15 protein-coding genes are annotated in these 17,182 nt (G+C 63.7%); 11 read left to right on the top strand and 4 right to left on the bottom strand.

The features are described from left to right. Positions 1 to 145 precede the first annotated feature (145 nt). From V5735_RS01725 to V5735_RS01695, 7 genes are read left to right on the top strand one after another with little or no spacing between them, the layout of a single operon-like run. Complete coding sequence (locus V5735_RS01725) at positions 146 to 3,946, top strand: ATPase, T2SS/T4P/T4SS family (protein WP_423744790.1); 3,801 nt, start codon at positions 146 to 148, stop codon at positions 3,944 to 3,946. Beyond that, the gene (locus tag V5735_RS01720) at positions 3,943 to 5,985 is read left to right on the top strand and encodes a type II secretion system F family protein (RefSeq protein WP_423744789.1); all 2,043 of its coding nucleotides are present in this window, start codon (positions 3,943 to 3,945) and stop codon (positions 5,983 to 5,985) included. The genes V5735_RS01725 and V5735_RS01720 overlap by 4 nt, the downstream gene beginning before the upstream one ends. Before the next feature lie 2 nt (positions 5,986 to 5,987). Continuing rightward, a complete protein-coding gene (locus tag V5735_RS01715; RefSeq protein ID WP_423744788.1) occupies positions 5,988 to 6,416 on the top strand; it encodes a DUF7287 family protein in 429 nt (142 codons plus the stop codon). Further along, the gene (locus tag V5735_RS01710; protein WP_423744787.1) at positions 6,410 to 7,036 is read left to right on the top strand and encodes a DUF7288 family protein; all 627 of its coding nucleotides are present in this window, start codon (positions 6,410 to 6,412) and stop codon (positions 7,034 to 7,036) included. The genes V5735_RS01715 and V5735_RS01710 overlap by 7 nt, the downstream gene beginning before the upstream one ends. Beyond that, positions 7,030 to 7,965 (top strand): DUF7261 family protein, encoded by a 936-nt coding sequence (locus tag V5735_RS01705; protein WP_423744786.1) that lies wholly within the window; start codon positions 7,030 to 7,032, stop codon positions 7,963 to 7,965. The genes V5735_RS01710 and V5735_RS01705 overlap by 7 nt, the downstream gene beginning before the upstream one ends. Continuing rightward, positions 7,962 to 8,435 carry a DUF7266 family protein gene (locus V5735_RS01700; protein ID WP_423744785.1) on the top strand — a complete coding sequence of 158 codons (474 nt, stop codon included), beginning with the start codon at positions 7,962 to 7,964 and terminating at the stop codon, positions 8,433 to 8,435. Before V5735_RS01705 ends, V5735_RS01700 begins: the two co-directional genes overlap by 4 nt. Further along, on the top strand, positions 8,432 to 9,184 hold the full coding sequence (locus V5735_RS01695; RefSeq protein ID WP_423744784.1) for a DUF7289 family protein: 753 nt from the start codon (positions 8,432 to 8,434) through the stop codon (positions 9,182 to 9,184). Before V5735_RS01700 ends, V5735_RS01695 begins: the two co-directional genes overlap by 4 nt. 60 nt (positions 9,185 to 9,244) lie before the next feature. Here V5735_RS01695 and V5735_RS01690 read toward each other — a convergent pair whose 3' ends face one another. Next, positions 9,245 to 10,825: a DUF7289 family protein gene (locus V5735_RS01690; protein ID WP_423744783.1), complete on the bottom strand. Its 1,581-nt coding sequence runs from the start codon at positions 10,823 to 10,825 to the stop codon at positions 9,245 to 9,247. Positions 10,826 to 10,918: 93 nt separating this feature from the next. After that, positions 10,919 to 11,623 (bottom strand): HNH endonuclease, encoded by a 705-nt coding sequence (locus tag V5735_RS01685; RefSeq protein WP_423744782.1) that lies wholly within the window; start codon positions 11,621 to 11,623, stop codon positions 10,919 to 10,921. A gap of 156 nt (positions 11,624 to 11,779) precedes the next feature. Between V5735_RS01685 and V5735_RS01680 the strand changes: the two genes are divergently transcribed. After that, complete coding sequence (locus V5735_RS01680) at positions 11,780 to 12,388, top strand: DUF106 domain-containing protein (RefSeq protein WP_423744781.1); 609 nt, start codon at positions 11,780 to 11,782, stop codon at positions 12,386 to 12,388. Positions 12,389 to 12,468: 80 nt separating this feature from the next. Here the strand turns inward: V5735_RS01680 and V5735_RS01675 are convergent, their stop codons facing one another. Continuing rightward, complete coding sequence (locus V5735_RS01675) at positions 12,469 to 13,512, bottom strand: NAD(P)-dependent alcohol dehydrogenase (protein WP_423744780.1); 1,044 nt, start codon at positions 13,510 to 13,512, stop codon at positions 12,469 to 12,471. Positions 13,513 to 13,642: 130 nt separating this feature from the next. On the opposite strand from V5735_RS01675, the gene V5735_RS01670 reads away from it, so the two are divergent. Beyond that, the gene (locus V5735_RS01670) at positions 13,643 to 14,725 is read left to right on the top strand and encodes an amidohydrolase family protein (RefSeq protein ID WP_423744779.1); all 1,083 of its coding nucleotides are present in this window, start codon (positions 13,643 to 13,645) and stop codon (positions 14,723 to 14,725) included. Between the two features lie 2 nt (positions 14,726 to 14,727). Next, positions 14,728 to 15,558 carry an iron-sulfur cluster assembly protein gene (locus V5735_RS01665; RefSeq protein WP_423744778.1) on the top strand — a complete coding sequence of 277 codons (831 nt, stop codon included), beginning with the start codon at positions 14,728 to 14,730 and terminating at the stop codon, positions 15,556 to 15,558. On the opposite strand, the gene V5735_RS01660 is transcribed toward V5735_RS01665, so the two are convergent. Continuing rightward, positions 15,544 to 15,969, bottom strand: coding sequence for a methylated-DNA--[protein]-cysteine S-methyltransferase (locus V5735_RS01660; RefSeq protein WP_423744777.1), 426 nt, complete (start codon positions 15,967 to 15,969; stop codon positions 15,544 to 15,546). The two genes, V5735_RS01665 and V5735_RS01660, sit on opposite strands and share 15 nt — an antisense overlap. 291 nt (positions 15,970 to 16,260) lie before the next feature. On the opposite strand from V5735_RS01660, the gene V5735_RS01655 reads away from it, so the two are divergent. Continuing rightward, positions 16,261 to 17,157 (top strand): glycoside hydrolase family 16 protein, encoded by an 897-nt coding sequence (locus tag V5735_RS01655; RefSeq protein WP_423744776.1) that lies wholly within the window; start codon positions 16,261 to 16,263, stop codon positions 17,155 to 17,157. Positions 17,158 to 17,182: the final 25 nt, after the last annotated feature.

Here is a 17,182-nt window from a genome sequence, read left to right as displayed (position 1 = left end):
AACGAATTGACACGAGCGAAGACTATCCACCTTCTGAGGTGAGAAAACCACACGAGTACAAGCCATCAGATACAAATATGGCAAAAATCACATGTATATTAATTTTAACAAGGTTTTTTAATGGATTAGCGATTGGCGATACTCAATGGCTAGTGACGAGTCCGAAGCGCTCGGGAGTGGGGACCCCGGCGACGCTGGACCGAACGGGATCCGTCTCTCCGATGGACTCCCGTCCCGAGTGGCGGTCGGGTCGTACTCGTGGGAGGATTTCAAAGAGGAGTTCTTCTACGAGGACGGCACCCCCCCGACCAACTGGCGGGGAAAGCCGCATCCGTTTCCGGCCGAGGAGTTCCTCGGCTTCGACCCGGAGGAAACCGAATCGCGGGTCGAAACGGCCGCGGAAACCGCGGCCGCGCTCGGGAACTATTTCGAATCGTTTCTCGACCACGAGGAGACGCCCGTCGCGCTCGGCGAGTACCTGTGGGAGCACTTCCGGTACGAGTACTACTACGACCCGGACCGGGAGAGGCCGCACGAAAAGCCCCGCGACGAGGACGGCACCGTCATCGAGTTCGACGAAGCCGAGTGGCTCGGCTTCGACTCCGACGAACTCCCCGAACGACTCTTTCGCGGGGGGTTCGCCGGAAACCGCGGGAGCGACAGATTCGAGGCGTTCCTCGACCCCGCGACTACGCCGGTCACGGTCGGCGAGTACCTGTGGGAGCACTTCCGGTACGAGTACTACTACGACCCGGACCGCGAGAAACCGCACGAAAAGCCCCGCGACGAGGACGGCGACGTCATCGAATTCGAGAAAGCGGACTGGCTCGGCTTCGAGGAGGAAGACCTGCCGGACTTGCTCACCGAGGGGGCGGCGAAGGCGCGAAAACTCCTCGAAATAGAGGACGAGCGGACGCTCGACGTGCCGCCGGAGTTGGACGAGGACGCCTTCTTTTCGACCGTCGAGGGGTACACCACGGTCGTCAACCGCTACGATTTGGAGAAGGCGGTCGCGCTCCCGAAGAAGAGCCACTTCCGCGAGGTGGACCGATACTGGGTGAACAAACCCTACTCGTTCGTCATCATCTTCCACTCCGAGAAGGAAAACGAGACGAAGTACTACCTCGTGGAGCCGTACCGAACGCGAATCGAGGAGGACCTTCGGGAGTTCCTGACCGGCAAACTCAGGACCTCCATCAAGTACGCCAGCGACGAGGTGGTCGTCGAAGCCGACGAGGAGGCCCGCGAGGACGTCATCGAGCGCGAGGCGCTTCGCCTCCTGTCGCGCTACGACCTGTACAGGCTCGACGACGACCAAATCGCCGACCTTCTCAAGGGAACGCTTTCGGGGTACGACCACGCCCGCGAGACGTGGACGCGGTACTCCGCGGAGATCGGAACCCGCACCGACGAGACGCTTCGAACCCTCCGCGAACGGGCGGAACCGTACGTGGAAACCCTTCGAGGGACGCGGGCGAGCGGCGTCGAATCGAGCGGTTCGGCCCCGGAATCGGATTCAGATTCGACATCGGAACCGGATACGGAACCGGAGTCGAGCGGGGAATCGGAGCCGAACGCACCGAACCCCGACGAAACGGACGAAGACGGAGATGTGACCGACGGGTCGGCGGTGGACGAGTCCGACGAGGACGACACACCCGAAGACGAAGCGGACGGGGACGGCGATTTCGAGGGAGAATGCGAGCACGAAGAGGCCGAAGAAGCGGAAGAAACGGAGAAAGCGGACGGTGCGAAGAAGGAACGGGAAGGGACCGATGAAGCTGAGGAGACCGACGGTGACGAATCCGAAGAAGAGGAGACGGGAGAACTGGAAACCGGAGCAGAAGACGATACTCTCGAGGACGGTCAGGAAACCGACGGAGGAAACGCGGACGGCGAGGCGGTCGAAACAGTCGCCCAGACCCCCGAATCCGAGGCGATAGCAGAGACGAACCCGGAAACGGGACCGACGACGGAATCGACAGCGGAATCGGCGACGGAATCGGTCGAACCGTCTTCCCCTGACGACCCGGCGACGGCCGCCGGAGGGGGGCGTCTCGGCGAGTTTCGGACCCGGTGGGACGAACTTCTCCGCGAGCGCGCCGGGGACGAGAGCCTTCGTCGGGCGATTCGAACCCGAATCGAGGAGACCGTCGAGGAACACGAAGTGGACGACGAGGGTGGCGAACTCGACGGCATCATGGCCCGGCCGGAACCCGCCCTGTTGGAGGAGGACGCGGACACGCTGACGGAGTATCAGGTCGAGAAACTGCTGTACGTCCTGAAGCGGAACTTCATCGGCTACGAGCGCATCGACGGCATCAAACACGACATCAACGTTGAGGACATCTCCTGTGACGGGTACAACTCGCCGGTGTTCGTCTACCATTCTGACTACGAGCAGGTCATCACGAACGTCTTCCACGAGGAGACCGAGTTGGACGATTTCGTCGTCAAACTCGCTCAGCGGTCCGGAAAGGGTATCAGCAAGCGTCAACCGCAGGTCGATGCCACGCTGCCCGACGGGTCCCGTGCCCAGTTGACGCTCGGGCGCGAGGTGTCCGACCACGGGACGAACTACACCATCCGGCAGTTCAAGGACGTGCCGTTCACGCCCATCGACCTCATCAACTGGAACACCTTCTCGCTGGAGGAGATGGCGTTCCTCTGGCTGGCCATCGAGAACCACCGCTCGCTCATCTTCGCCGGGGGTACCGCCTCCGGAAAGACGACGAGCCTCAACGCCGTCTCGCTGTTCATCCCCAGCAACACCAAAATCGTCTCCATCGAGGACACGCGCGAGGTCGAACTCCCCCAACGCAACTGGATTGCGAGCGTCACGCGCCCCTCGTTTTCGGACGACGACAAGGGCGACGTGGACGAGTTCGACCTGCTGGAGGCCGCGCTCCGCCAACGCCCCGACTACATCGTGATGGGCGAGATTCGGGGCGAAGAAGGGCGAACGCTCTTTCAGGTCATGTCCACGGGACACACGACCTACACGACGTTCCACGCCGACACCGTGGGCGAGGTGCTAAAGCGGTTCACCACGGAACCCATCAACGTCTCGAAGACGCTGTTCACCGCGCTCGATTTGGTGTCCGTCCAGACGCAGACGCGGGTGAAAGGGAGCAAGGTGCGCCGGACGAAATCGCTGACAGAAATCAACCACTACGACACGGAGAACGACGAAATCAACGTCAAAGACGTGTTCCAGTGGCGCGCCGAGACGGACGAACACGAACCGCTCACCGGGTCGAACACGCTGGAAGAGATCAAGTTCGACCGCGGGTGGGACCAGTCGCGGTTGGACGAGGAACTCCTGAAACGCCGGACGATCCTCGCCTACCTCATCGACAACGGTCTGAACGAGTACACGCAGGTCGCGGCGACGGTTCAGGCGTTCATCAACGACCCGGACACCATCCTCGCGCTGGTGGCGAACGACGCGCTGGAAGACAGCCTCGCGGACCTCCGCGAGATGGAGAGCGTGCTCATCGACATCGACCCCGAAAAGGAGGAGATGGTCCCGCGACCCGACCCGACCGAAGAAATCGCCGACCTCTCCGCGGACATCCTCGCCGAGGCGGATAACCGGCTCTTCGACCGGTATCGAGACGTGTACGTCCCGAACAAGGGCCTCGCGGTCGCGCTGGCGGATACGGCGAAACCGACCGAATCCCCGACGACCGACGTTCCATCGAACGCCCTCGGCGGGAACGACCGCGATTCCGAATTCGGCCCGGAACCGACGCTCGACGACGACCCGTTCGGCGGGTTCGAAGAGGCCACGGTTTCCGACGAGGTGGAACGAGCGAACTCGGACGGTGCGGATGTGAAGAAACGGGCGGACGAGGATGGTTCGGACGTGGAGAAACGGACGAACCAGAGCGACGAAACTGACGGGACGGACGCCCCGAGCGAGGAACCGGAGGACGAGCGATGAGCCTCGGCTCCGCGTCGGCGCAAGACGGGTCGAGTGCGGATGCCCTCGCCGACGCCTTCTACCCGCTGTACGACCGCATCTTCTCCGAGAACAGCGATTTCGTCGCCGACCTCGAAGGGAAGCTCGCCGAGGCGCGGATGTCGGAGACGGCGGAGTTGTACCTCTCGCGCGGCCTCGCCATCGGAACGCTCGCCGGACTCGCCCTGTGGCTGGTCGGGTTGTTCCTCGGCTATCTCCTCTTGCGGTTCGGCGTCGTCGGCACCGGGGTTTGGCTCGGCATGCCCGTCACCGGGACGGTCGCCGAGGCGCTGAACGCGCTCAAGGTTCCCGCGTTGGTGTTCGGCACCGGCGTCATCCTCGGTGCGGTCGGGTTCCTGGCCGGATTCGGAACGCTGCTCGTCATTCCGTACAGCCGCGCCGGGGCGCGAAAGCGGGAGATCAACATGCTCCTGCCGGACGCCGTCTCGTTCATGTACGCCCTCTCCATCGGCGGGCTGAACCAACTGGAGATTCTGGAGGCGATGGCGAAGGCGGACGACACCTACGGCGAGGTGTCCCGCGAGTTCCAGAGCGTCGTGCAGGAAACGGAGTACTTCGACATCGACTACCGCAATGCCATCAGAAAGCGGGCGCTCGAAACGCCAAGCGACGAACTGTCCCAGTTTTTCACCGACATGCTCTCGATAATCAACAGCGGCGGGAACATGACTCGATTTCTGGACGACAAGAAGGACAAACACATGCGGACGGCCAAACAGGAACAGGAGTTGACGCTCGAAACCCTCGAACTGTTCGGCGAGATGTACATGACGCTCTCGCTGTTTCCCCTGTTGCTCATCATCATCCTCGTCATCATGAGCATGCTCGGAAAGGCACAGGAGATGCTGCTCTACGGAACGGTGTACGCCCTGATTCCGCTCACCGGCGTCGGCTTCCTCGTGCTCGTCTCGACCGTGAAACAGGACGAGGTGGGGAACGGTTTTCTCGACTCCGGCGACGGCGGCGACCGCCTCGAAACGGTCTCCGGGGCGGGACTCCTCCACCTCGGCCTCGTCGAGGAGTTCGTCGGCGAGTTCTCCGTCTTCGACCGAATCAAAAGCCGAGAGGGAACGCACACCACCCTCGAACTGCTGAAGCGCCCGCACGTGTTCTTCCGCGACAACCCGCTGTACATCCTCGGCATCACGCTCCCGACCTCGATGGTGCTCGTCGCCAGCGCGGTGTGGACGGGGACGGTGGCCTCGTCCGTCGAGGGGTTACGGGCGAACCCGACGTGGACGACGTTCGTCTACGTCTACATCCCGCTGTACGTGAACGGGGTCCCGCTCGCGAGCTTCCGCGAGTGGAACGTCCGGTCGCGCCACAAGGTGATTCGAAAGCTCTCGGACGACCTGCGTAAGCTGTCGAGCGCGAACGACACCGGCCTGACGCTGCTCGAATCCGTCAAGACCGTGGCCGAAACGTCCTCGGGGAAACTCGCCGACGAGTTCGACCGGATTCACGCCAAAGTCGAATACGGCATGGGCATGAAGGCGGCACTCATCGAGTTCAACAACCGATACCACATTCCGCGACTCGCTCGGACGGTGAAACTCATCAGCAAGGCACAGGAGGCGTCGAGCCAGATTACGGCGGTTCTGACGACGGCGGCGCAGACGAGCGAGAATCAGGACGACATCGCGCGGGAACGGCGCTCCCGCGCCCGCATGCAGGTCGTCATCATCATCATGACGTACCTCACCCTGCTCGCGGTGATGGCGATTTTGAAGACCCAGTTCCTCGACGTGATGGCGAACCTCTCGGCGAGTGCGGGCGGAAACGGCGCATCCGGAGCGAGCACGAGTTCGTCCGGCATGAGTTTCGGCGACGGCATCGATACCGAGACGCTCTCGATGCTCTTTTTCCATGCGGTGACGATACAGGCCATCCTCTCGGGATTCATCAGCGGCTACATCCGCGACGCCGACCTCCTGTCGGGCGTCAAATTCTCGGTCGCGTTGGCGACGACCGCGCTCGGAGTTTGGGTGGTGGTCGGCTGACGATGGACGACAGAGGCCAGACGCTGAACGACTACGTGCTCGGCATCAGCGTCTTCCTGCTGACGGTGGCGTTCGTCGTCGCGTTCCTCCCGGGCATCTTTACCCCGTTCAACGCACCGATTGGCGATTCGACCACCGCTCGGGCGAGCCGCGGCGCGACGTTCATCGTCGGAAACCTCTCCGTCGATGGTCACCCGAACGTGCTCGACCAGGCTCGGACCGCGGCGTTCTTCCAGCGGAACGAAACCGAACTCCGCGAGACGCTCGGCTTCCCGCGGACGACGGACGTCAACGTCACCGTCGTCGAGGAGGCGACGCGAACCGTCGCGTGGGCCGCGGGCGACGCGCCGGGCGAACATCCGACGGCCGCGACCGGACGCGTCGTGCGAATCGGCGCGACAACCTACCGACTGACGGTGAGAGTATGGTAGACGACAGGGGGCAGGCGTACACGCTGGAGGGATTCGTCGGCGCGCTCGTCGTGTTGACCGCGCTGCTCTTCGTCTTTCAATCCATCGTGCTGACGCCGACGACGGCGGGGACGGTGGACCAGGACGTGAAAGCACAACTCCGCGTGCAGGCGAACGACGCGCTTCGAACCGCCGACACCGACGGCGCGCTTCGAAACCTCACCCGCTACTGGAACGCGAGCGGCGGGTTCGCCTACGCGAACGGAACCAACGTGGGATACGGAACCCGTCCACCGTGTGTCCCGACCGTCTCGCCGGACGAGACGTGCGATTCGTTCGGCGACACGCTCCACGACGTGTTCACCGAACGCGGCTACACGTACAACCTCTACGTGACCTACCAGCTGGCGAGCGACCCGACGGAAACCGCCACGGAGCGCGTCGTCTACCGCGGGGTTCCGTCGGCGAACGCGGTGACGGCCACCCGCGACGTGGTTCTGTACGACGACCAGCGGTTGACCGCGCCGGAGGACGCCGGAAACGCGACGCTCGAAGCGCTCGGCTCCGGCGGGTTCTACGCGCCCGACGCCAGCGATGGCGTCGTCTACAACGTCGTGGAGGTGCGGCTGGTCGTATGGTAGCCGACGACGAACGACGAAGACTCCGCGGCGACGACCGGGGACAGCTCATCCTCGTCGGGGCGGTCGTCATCGCCATCGCGCTGGTCGGCGTGGTCGTCGTCCTCAACAGCGTCCTCTACGCGGAGAACGTCGCCGACCGGGAACCGATTTCGGCCACGCAAGACGTGCGGGACGCACAGGCGCTCGTTCGGGAGGACGTCGGCTCGCTGGTCCGGCGGGTGAACGACGACGCGCGATACGACTCGCCGAGCGCGGTCCGAACCGCCGTCAACGGGAGCGTCGCGGAGTACGGAACGCTCATCGGGCTTCGACTCGCCCGGCGCGCTCCGGCGTCGCTGAACCTCTCCGTCACCGACGAAACGGTCGGGACCGGCATCGAACAGGATTCCGGCGGCAACTTCTCGGACGCGGGCGACGGGAGCAACTGGACGGTCGCGCGTAACGCGGACGTTCGGCGGTACGTCGCCACCGTGAACCGGTCGTCGCTTTCGAGCGACCCCGGCACGGCCTTCGCGGTGACGACGACCGACGGAGCCGCCGACTGGACGCTTTCCGTCTACCGAAACGGGGCGAACGTCGTCGTCCGAACGAACGGCTCCGCGACGCCGACGGCGAGCTGTCCGGTCGCCGCGGAGCGCGTTCGAATCGACCTCCGAAATGGCTCGGCGGGAGGGTGTTCGTTCACGTTCGCCGACGGCGTGGGCGACGGCTACGACGTCGAGTACCGGAACGGCGCGAACGCGAGCGGCAACTACTCCATCGTCCTCAACGGGACCGACGCGACGGTTCCCTCCGGGTCGGTGCACACCGGTTCCTCGGCGTCGCCGTATCGAACGTACGTCGTCTACGACTTCGGGGTGCGGTTGACCTACGCGACGCCGGAACTGACCTACGGAACGCGGATACACACCACCCTCTACGAACCATGATTCCGACGCGACTCACGGCGGACGACCGGGCGGTTTCGACCACGGTCACGTACGTCCTGACGATGGCCATCACCGCGGTGCTCCTCGGCGGACTCATCACCGCCGCCGGGGGACTCGTGGAGAATCAGCGAACGCAAGCGGTGCGGAACGAACTCGGCGTCGTCGGCGAGCGAATGGCGGGCGAGTTGACGAGCGTTGACGTCCTCGTGCAGGCTGGCGACGACCCCGCGGTTCGACTGCGGGCGCGCCACCCCGAGCAGGTTGCGGGGAGGTACTACGCGGTCGAACTCGTGACCGGCGGGACACCACCGTGTTCCGCCCAGCAGTGTCTCGTCCTCTCGACCGACGACGTGACCGTGACGGTGCCGTTCGCCACTGCGACGCCCGTGCAACCGGGGCGGATGTCCGGCGGCACCGTCGTCATCGAATACGACGCGGTGAACGGAACGCTCGGGGTGACGAAGCCATGACGTTCGACAACCGGGGCGTGAGCGAGGTGTTGGGGTTCATCTTCATCTTCTCGATAATCGTCGCGTCGGTCGGTATCCTCTACGTCAGCGGGGTCGGGTCGCTGACGACTGCTCGGAACGCGGAGCAGTCGCGGAACGCCCAGCGGGCGTTCTCCGCGCTGGCGACGACGTTCGACGACCTGCAACGCGGTCGTGCGCCCACCCGCGCCGGTGAAATTCGTCTGTCGGGCGGGTCGCTTTCGGTCGAGAACGAGTCGGAGCTTCGCGTCGTGGTCGACCAAACGAGTCCGTCCGCGGTGACGCTCAACCGAACGCTGTCGCACGGGTCGCTCGTCTACTCGTTCGACGGGAGCATCGTTCGGTACGAATCGGGGGCCGTCTTCGGTCGGAGCGACGGCGGAAGCGTCACCCTCCGCCCTCCGGCGTTCGGGTGCGGTCCCGACAGGGCGTTCGTCTCGTCGGTGTCGGTCGTTAGTGCGGGGGGACCGTCCGCGCTTCGCACGGACGGGTCCGTGCTCCTCGTCGGACGAACCGCATCGAAGGAACTGGTCTTCCCGACCGACGCGACGCCACAGGACGCGGTGCAAGCCACGACGGTCCGGATAACCGTCGCGTCGTCGCCGAACGACGCGGCGTGGCGTCGGTACTTCGAGGGTACCGGCTGGTCGAAAAACGGGTCGTGGTACGAATGTCACACCCGACGGGCGGTCGTCCGAGAGACGACCGTCGCGTTCTCCGTCCGGGACTGATAATCACCATCGCGTTTCTAACTGACCGCCGTCACCTCGTTTTTCGTTTACAATCGGTATTCACCCGTCGGCTCGCTCGATGGTGACCTGATTCATCGTCACGTGGATGCGGAAGTCCTCGGGTTCGCCGACGCTGCCGTCCTCGTGAATCGAGATGAGGACCACCGCGTCGTTGTAATCGGGGTCGCCGCTGCCGCATTTCCCCGTCCCGATGTCGTCGGTGGTGGCGTCGGGACAGGAGAGTTCGTACACCAACACGAACTCGTTCGGGTCGAGGTCGAGGTAGCCGGTGTCGTTGATGCGGCCGCCGAGCATCTGGGACATGTTCCGCTGTTCGGGGTTCGCAGAGCCGTAGCCCGGCACCTCCATCCCGTCCGAGAGGAGCACGACGTTCCCCTCGTTCGTCCCCGTTCCATCGGCTTCGACGACGATATTGGTCATCAGCGACCCTTCGTAGTCGGTCCGGTAGGATTCCCAGACGTAATCGTACCGCTCCCCGCCGGATTCGTACTGGTTGAGCCGCTTCGTCGCCGACGAACCCCAATCGACGGAGCCGATACCGTACGCGGTCCCCTCCACGCTGATGACGTCGCCCGCGGTCACGTTCTCGGAGAAGTGATAGTGCTCGCCGTTGGTCGGGTCGTTGATGTCGTGTCTGATGACGTCCGTCGACCCGACGCCATCTCCCCACGGCTCGTACGTGTCGTCGCCGACGTTGATGCGCATGTTGATGGGGGCGTTGCGCTTCGTGCCGTGGACCTCCCACTCGCCGGTCGTGTCGTTTTGGACCCAGTTCAGGTTGCCCCCGGAGGAGATTTCGGTCCCGAGAACGTCCACGCTGACCGAGGCGTTCCGTTGGGTGCTGACGCTGTTGTCGTCGCTTTCGGCCGTCGAACCGCTCAGAATAACCGTCAGGGACGCGGTTTCGTTCGCGTCGTCCACTGCCACGGTCCCACCATCGACGTGGGTTCGGAAAAAGTCGGCCCACGCCCGGTAGTAGTCGCTCTCGACGGTGAGCGTCGCGTTGTCCGGCGGGGTACACCGCGGGGCGTTGAACGTCTCGCGGAACGCCTCGCTGTCGGCGCGGGATGCCGTGACGTTCTTCGTCGCACGGAGTCGCTCGACGGGACCGCTAGCGGACCCGGTGACGTTCACCAACTGAAAGCTGAAGGTGCCGTTCCGGTACTGCATGTCCGGTGGTGAAATCATGACGCTCCCGTTTCGGGTTCGTTTCCAGACGCCGCCCGCCTGATACGCGACGACCTCGCCGTCCGCGCCGTGGTACTCGATTGCTCCGAATTCGATTCGCCTGCTACACGCCGGGTTCGACCCGTTCACGAGCGAGATGGTCATCGCCCCGTCGTTCGTGACTTCGACGTTCCCGTCCTGTCCGCCGAAATCGAGGATGTGCTCGTCGTTCGTTCCGAAGGCGACTTGGCTCAATCTGGCGTCCGCCTCCCGCATCGCGTGCTCCGCGTTCTGCACGCCGACCGTCCCCCGAATCTGATGAACGGCCGACGACCCGATGAGGAGGACTCCGACGACGGAAACCGTCACCAATCCGATCATCAAAACGACACCGATGAGCGGGGACTGCCCACGTCGATTTTTCGGTTGTATGTCCGATTTCCGATGTATCATCGTTCAGATTTCTACTTCGAAACTGCATAAATCTATACCAAACAGTCAACAGAAACGAATGGTTGGGAATCGGACCGGACGTGCGAGATTCCCTCAGAAGTCGGCGATTCGATCGTTGTGGTAGCGGAGAAACTCGCTTCCGACGGAGTGGCCCTCTCGAACGGTCAGGGCGTCTCTCACGGACTCGTCGTACGCGTGGTCCAGTTCGTGGGTTTTCGGGTCGATTCGGAGCAAGCCATAGTCCAAATCGCGGTGATGGTTGGGACAGACGACGAGGAGGTTCTCCGGCATGTCCGGGCCGAAATGGGGACCGCCGAGCGGTTCGATGTGGTGCGCTTCCGCGTAGCCCTCGGTTCGGCTTCGTCGTCGGCGAGTTCCACAGAGCTGACACTCGTAGTCGTAGCGCTCCTTGAGCCGTTCGACTACCTTCCGATTCCTCGCAACCGTCTCGACGGTCCGTCGGACCCGCTCCGGGTCGTCGGTTCCCTCGGGGAGTTCGGCGGAGGCGTCCGGCTTCGCATCGGCGATGCGGTCGAACTCGGCGGCGTCGATGTCCGCGAGGTCGAGCGACGCGATTCGGTAGCGCCCCGTGTCGTCCACGAACTCGATTTCGTCGCGGTCACGGAGTTGCTGGAGTATTTGCCGAACCTTCGCCTCGGGATGGTCGTTCCCCGGAAATCGCGTTCGAAGGTGGTCGATGCTGTTCGCGTACACCTCGTCGAGGGTGAAGACGGAACTCCCGGTGTGCGTGCGATACCGTGCGAGTTCGACGCGAACGGCGTTCCGCCACGTGACCATGCCGCGGTGGACGGATCGGTGGTATATAGATCCTCTCACTCCCCGAACGATTACGAAACGCGACGAAGGACGAATTCGAAACGCGACGAACCGCGATTCCGTCGAACGAAGAAGTCGAGGGCAAAATTGATGTTTGAACAACAAATATGTCGGGGTATGGTCCTCGAAAGCGGCTGGACGGTGTACGACAAACTGGCTGGCGTGTTCGCGCTCGTCCTCATGACGGGCTACTACCTCGTACCGGTTCAAAGCGCGGTCGTGGCGACGTTCGATGTCGTTCTCGCTCCGTTCGCCTCGCTCGTTCCCGCCTCGGTGTTTCTGTTCGGGTTGGCCGGTGCGACCGGACTGTACTCGACGACCCTTCAACTACTCCTGCGGGATTCCGACGCGACGGGGCGATTACAGGAGCGGATGAAAACCCTGCAGGAGAAACTGCGGTCCCCGCCGGATGGCGACGACGCGGACGCCCTCGAAGACGACCAACGCGAACTGATGCGGTCGTGGGTGGCGATGCTGAAACTACAGTTCCGTCCCTTGGTGTGGAGCATGCTGCTCACGATACCGGTGTTCCTGTGGGTTCGCTGGGCGATGGCGAACCCCGCGGCGGCGACGGTTCCGGTCGCGCTCTCGCTCCCCGTCGTCGGGCACGTCGCGCTGACCGCCACCCTCGTCGGTCCGGTGAAGGTCTGGCTCGTCTGGTATATCGGCGGGTCGATGTCGTTCAGTTTCGTCTCGCGGCGCGTGCTATCGCGCGTCCTCGCGTGACCGGAGGAGGACGGACGACGAACGACGAGCGAACGGAAACCGGGACCGGAGTTTCTCCACACACCAACCCGGCGAACCGCCTACGACGGCATGATGACCGCACGGCCCTCGATTTCGCCGTGTTCGAGTTTTTCCGCGACGGTGTTGATGTCGTCGAGCCCGTACCGCGTCGTGTGCAGCGTGACGTCGCCGCGTTCGACGAGTTTGACCAGTTCCTGTAGCTCCGTGTACTTGCCAACCAGCGTTCCCCGGTAGGCGAACTCGCCGTCCACGAGCGACTGGGACGGTTCGTGGATGTGGCCGCCGTAGCCGACGACGTGGTGGTCGCCGCCGGGGGCAACGATGTCCGGGGCGTAGCCAGTCGTCTCGTCCGCGCCCACGAAGTCGATGACCTGCTCGGCACCCGCGCCGTCCGTGATGTCCGCGATGGTGTCGGGGACGTCCTCCGAACTCGGGTCCACCGTGTGGTGCGCGCCGAGTCCGTCGGCCAAGTCGCGGGCGTCCTCCTTCACGTCGAGCGCCGTGATTTCGACGGCGCTCATCGCGTTCAGACACTGGAGGCCGATATGGCCCAGTCCGCCGACGCCGATGACGACGGCGTGGTCGCCGGGGTTGAGTTCGCGGGTGGCCTTCTTGACCGCGTGATAGGCCGTGATTCCGGCGTCCGCGTGCGGTGCGATGTCCACGGGGTCCACTCCGTCGGGGAGCGGGATGACCGCCCGCTCGTTGGTCAGCAGGTATTCGGCGAACCCGCCGTCGGTCGTCAGACCGGGGAACTGGACGTTCTCGCAGTACATGTCCTCGCCGAGGCGGCACTGGCGACACTGGCCGCACGTCATCACCGGATGGCAGATAACCGTGTCACCCTCCTCGACGGTGTGGACCTCGCCGCCGACTTCGACCACCTCCCCGGCGTTCTCGTGCCCGAGCGTCATCGGGAGGTCCTGGTCCACGTACTCCGTCCACATCCCCTCGATGACGTGGTTGTCCGTCTGACACCACCCCGCGCCTTTGACTTCGACCACGACGTGATTCGACCGACTCGGTTCCGGCCGTTCTACCTCGTCGATGCTGAGCGCGTGTTCCATATCCTCTGTGTACTCGTGCAGGCGTGCGGCTTCCATGGCGCGTAGAATAACCGTCGAATTACGCATAAATATTCGTGCACTACTCAATCCGAATATGGGTTCGGACGAACATATAACTCGATTGTAAATGACTGTTATGTGCTAGCAAGCCGTCCATGGGGTCGATATGTACCGCGGAACCGGAGACGGCCGATGGGAGAACGAGGAGGACGTGTTCGTCATCGACTCCCACATCCACTTTTGGGACGCGAGCGAAGAAAACATCATCCACGAGGGCGGCGAGCAGTTCATCCGCTGCTTTTACGACTATCACACCGGGTTCACGCCCCCGGAACGCGAGTGGACGCTGGAGGAGTATCGGAAATACCCGCGAGAGCGCATGATAGAGGACCTGTTCGGCAACGGTGCGGTCGATATGGGAATCTTCCAACCCACGCACTTGGAGGAGTTCTACGACGAGGGATTCAACACGGTCGATAGGAACGCCGATTTCGCTGACGACCACGAGGACCGCTTCATCGTCAACGGTCGCTTCGACCCCCGCGAGGGCGAGGAGGGACTGCGGGAACTCGAACGCCAGAAGGAGGAGTTCGACATCCAAGGCGTGAAACTCTACACCGCCGAGTGGCTCGGCGATTCGAAGGGCTGGCGACTCGACAGCGAGGAGTCCTTCGAGTTCTTGGAGAAGTGCGCCGAACTGGGTATCGAGAACATCCACCCGCACAAGGGACCGACGATTCGACCGCTGAACAAGGACGCCTTCGACGTGAAGGACGTGGACGACGCCGCCACGTCGTTCCCGGCCCTCAACTTCGTCGTCGAACACGTCGGACTGCCGCGGCTGGACGACTTCTGCTGGCTGGCCGCCCAAGAACCCAACGTGTACGGCGGGTTGGCGGTGGCCGCGCCGATGGCGCAGAACCGCCCGCGGAAGTTCGGCGAAATCATGGGCGAACTGCTCTACTGGCTCGGCGAGGATCGCCTGCTGTTCGGGAGCGACTACGCGCTGTGGAACCCGGACTGGCTGGTCGAGACGGTGATGAACGCGGAACTGACGGACGACCAGAAGGACGAGTACGGCGTGGAGTTAACGCCGGACGTCATGCGCAAAATCATGGGCGAGAACGCCGCTCGGCTGTACGACATCGACATCGAGGAGAAAAAGCGTCGGTTCCGCGAGGACGCCATCACCGAACGGTTCGGCTTGGAAACCCACTACGAAACGACGGACTCCACGGCGGCCGACTAACGATGTCCGCGGACGATTCGAACTCCGGCGGTTCGGAGCGAGAGGACGGACGGAATCCGACCCGAGCAGCCGTTCGGTCGGCGCTCGACGGGGTGACCGACCCCGAACTCGACCGGTCCATCGTCGAACTCGAATACATCGACGACATCGCCGTCGAATCCGACGAACCGACGGACCTCGACAACGCCGACGAGTCCGGCGCGCACGTCGAGGTGCGGTTCACGCTGCCGACGGCGTGGTGTTCACCGGCTTTCGCGTGGATGATGGCCATCGACGGGCGCGAGGCCGTCGAGTCGCTGCCGGGCGTCGTCCGCTGTGAGATGCACCTGAACGACCACATGCACGCCCGCGAGGTCACGGAGGGAGTCAACGGCGGTCGAGGCTTCGAGGAGACGTTCCCCGACGCCGACGGCGGAATCGAGGCGACCCGCGCGACCCTCGACTCGAAGGCTCGACTTGCGCGCCAGTACGTCGCCGTCGAGGCGCTGTTGGCGGCGGGGGTGACCCACGAGCAAATCGCGGCGATTTCCCGCGAGGACTGCCACCGTCTCCCCGGCGGGGAGTCCGTCGCCATCGACGTGCGGGGCGGCGCGCTCGCGGTCGTGGTGGACGCCGACCCGCTGGACCGCTATCTGGCAAAGGCCGAGCGAGTCGGCTGTTTCGCCGACGGCGACGACCGCCTCTTTCGGACGCCGGAGGGCGACCCCATCGACCCGGACCGAGGCGAACTCGTCCACCGCCGCGCGCGGCTCGCCCGGGTGAACATGGACGGTCAAGGCGGCGTCTGTGCCGCCCTTCACGAGGCGCGTCGTTCCGAATCAGCGCGTCGGTAGCCGGGTCTGTCGGGAGCGTTCACAGACCTCCGCTTCGAGGTCCAGCAAGCGTCGCTTCGTCGCGGTCCCGTCAGCCGCCGAATAGCCCTTCAGCGACCCGTCGCTCCCCACGACGCGGTGACAGGGGACCACCAACGGGACGGGGTTTCGACCGCACGCTTGCCCGATGGCGATGGGTGTCGTATCGAGGGCCGTGGCGAGTTCGCCGTACGTCCGCGTTTCCCCGTACGGTATGTCGGCCATCGCGCTCATCACGGTCCCGGTCATCCCGTCGGGAAGGGTGACGCGGAGGTCGAAACCCACGCGGTCGCCCGATTCGTACTCTCGTATCTGGTCCCGGATTTCGTCGCTCGATTCCGCGACGAGCGACTCGTCGATGTCGATTGTCGTCTCGAAAATATTGACGTTCATGACTATGTTCGATTCGTCCGTGGTCCTCGAAGGTCGTCGGAACGGATAACCCCTCACCTCGGACTGAAACTGATAGTTCGTCCGAATCCGACCTCGGCCCCGACCCCGACCGTCTCCGCGACGTACTCGACATCGAGCGACACGACTCCCTCGGATATTAATTACTCTTTCTAGAAATAATAATTAAGTACTAAAATAAATGATTGAAAATGTCGCCGGTGGACGACCGAGACCCACCTGCATGTGGCAGTCAGTCGGGTGAGCGGTGGCTACCGGCACGGTGGAGATACCATGAATACTGACGAGTCAAGCGAATCGACGGGCGACAGCGTAGCGAACGGCGAACGAACGACGGGCGGATTTCATCGTCGGCAGTTCCTGCGTACCGCGGCGGTCGCACTCGGTGGCGCGTTCGCCACCGGCACCGCGAGTGCGGCCTCGAACGACGTTCACACCGAGGCGTTCGACGGGAACGACTGGACGCTCAGCTGGCGCGACGAGTTCGATGCCGGGTACATCGACACCGGCATCTGGAACTTCGAAACTGGCAACAACAACGGTTGGGGGAACAACGAACTGGAATACTATCAACGGGACAACGCGTGGACCGAGAACGGCCACCTCGTCATCGAAGCGCGAGAGGAGCAGGTCAACGGGTACGACTACACCTCGGCGAGGATGACGACCCAAGGCAAGTACAACAAGCAGTACGGACGGGTGGACGTGCGCGCCAAACTTCCGTACGGACAAGGCATCTGGCCCGCCATTTGGATGCTCGGGTCCGACATCGGGTCGGTCGGGTGGCCCGACTGCGGCGAAATCGACATCATGGAACTCATCGGCTCCGACCCGGACACCGTTCACGGAACCGTCCACGGTCCCGACTCCGGCGGAGCGGGCGTCGGCGGGTCCTACAGCCAAAGCAACTGGTTCTCGGACGCCTACCACACCTTCACGCTGACGTGGTACCCCGACGCCATCAAGTTCTTCGTGGACGGTCAGCAGTTCTTCGTGACCACGCTGTACGACGCGCAGAACGCGGGTCGAGAGTGGGTGTTCGACGACGGCCCGTTCTTCTTCCTACTCAACGTCGCCGTCGGCGGGGACTGGCCCGGCGCGCCGGACGCCAGCACGCAGTTCCCCCAGCGCATGGAGGTGGACTACATCTGCGTCTACGACTGGGTGTGAGCGGCCGGAAGAGGCTTCGAGGAGC

It is taken from the genome of Haladaptatus sp. SPP-AMP-3 (assembly GCF_049568665.1).
GTDB lineage: Archaea > Halobacteriota > Halobacteria > Halobacteriales > Haladaptataceae > Haladaptatus > Haladaptatus paucihalophilus.
This window is presented reverse-complemented; position numbering and strand designations above follow the sequence as displayed.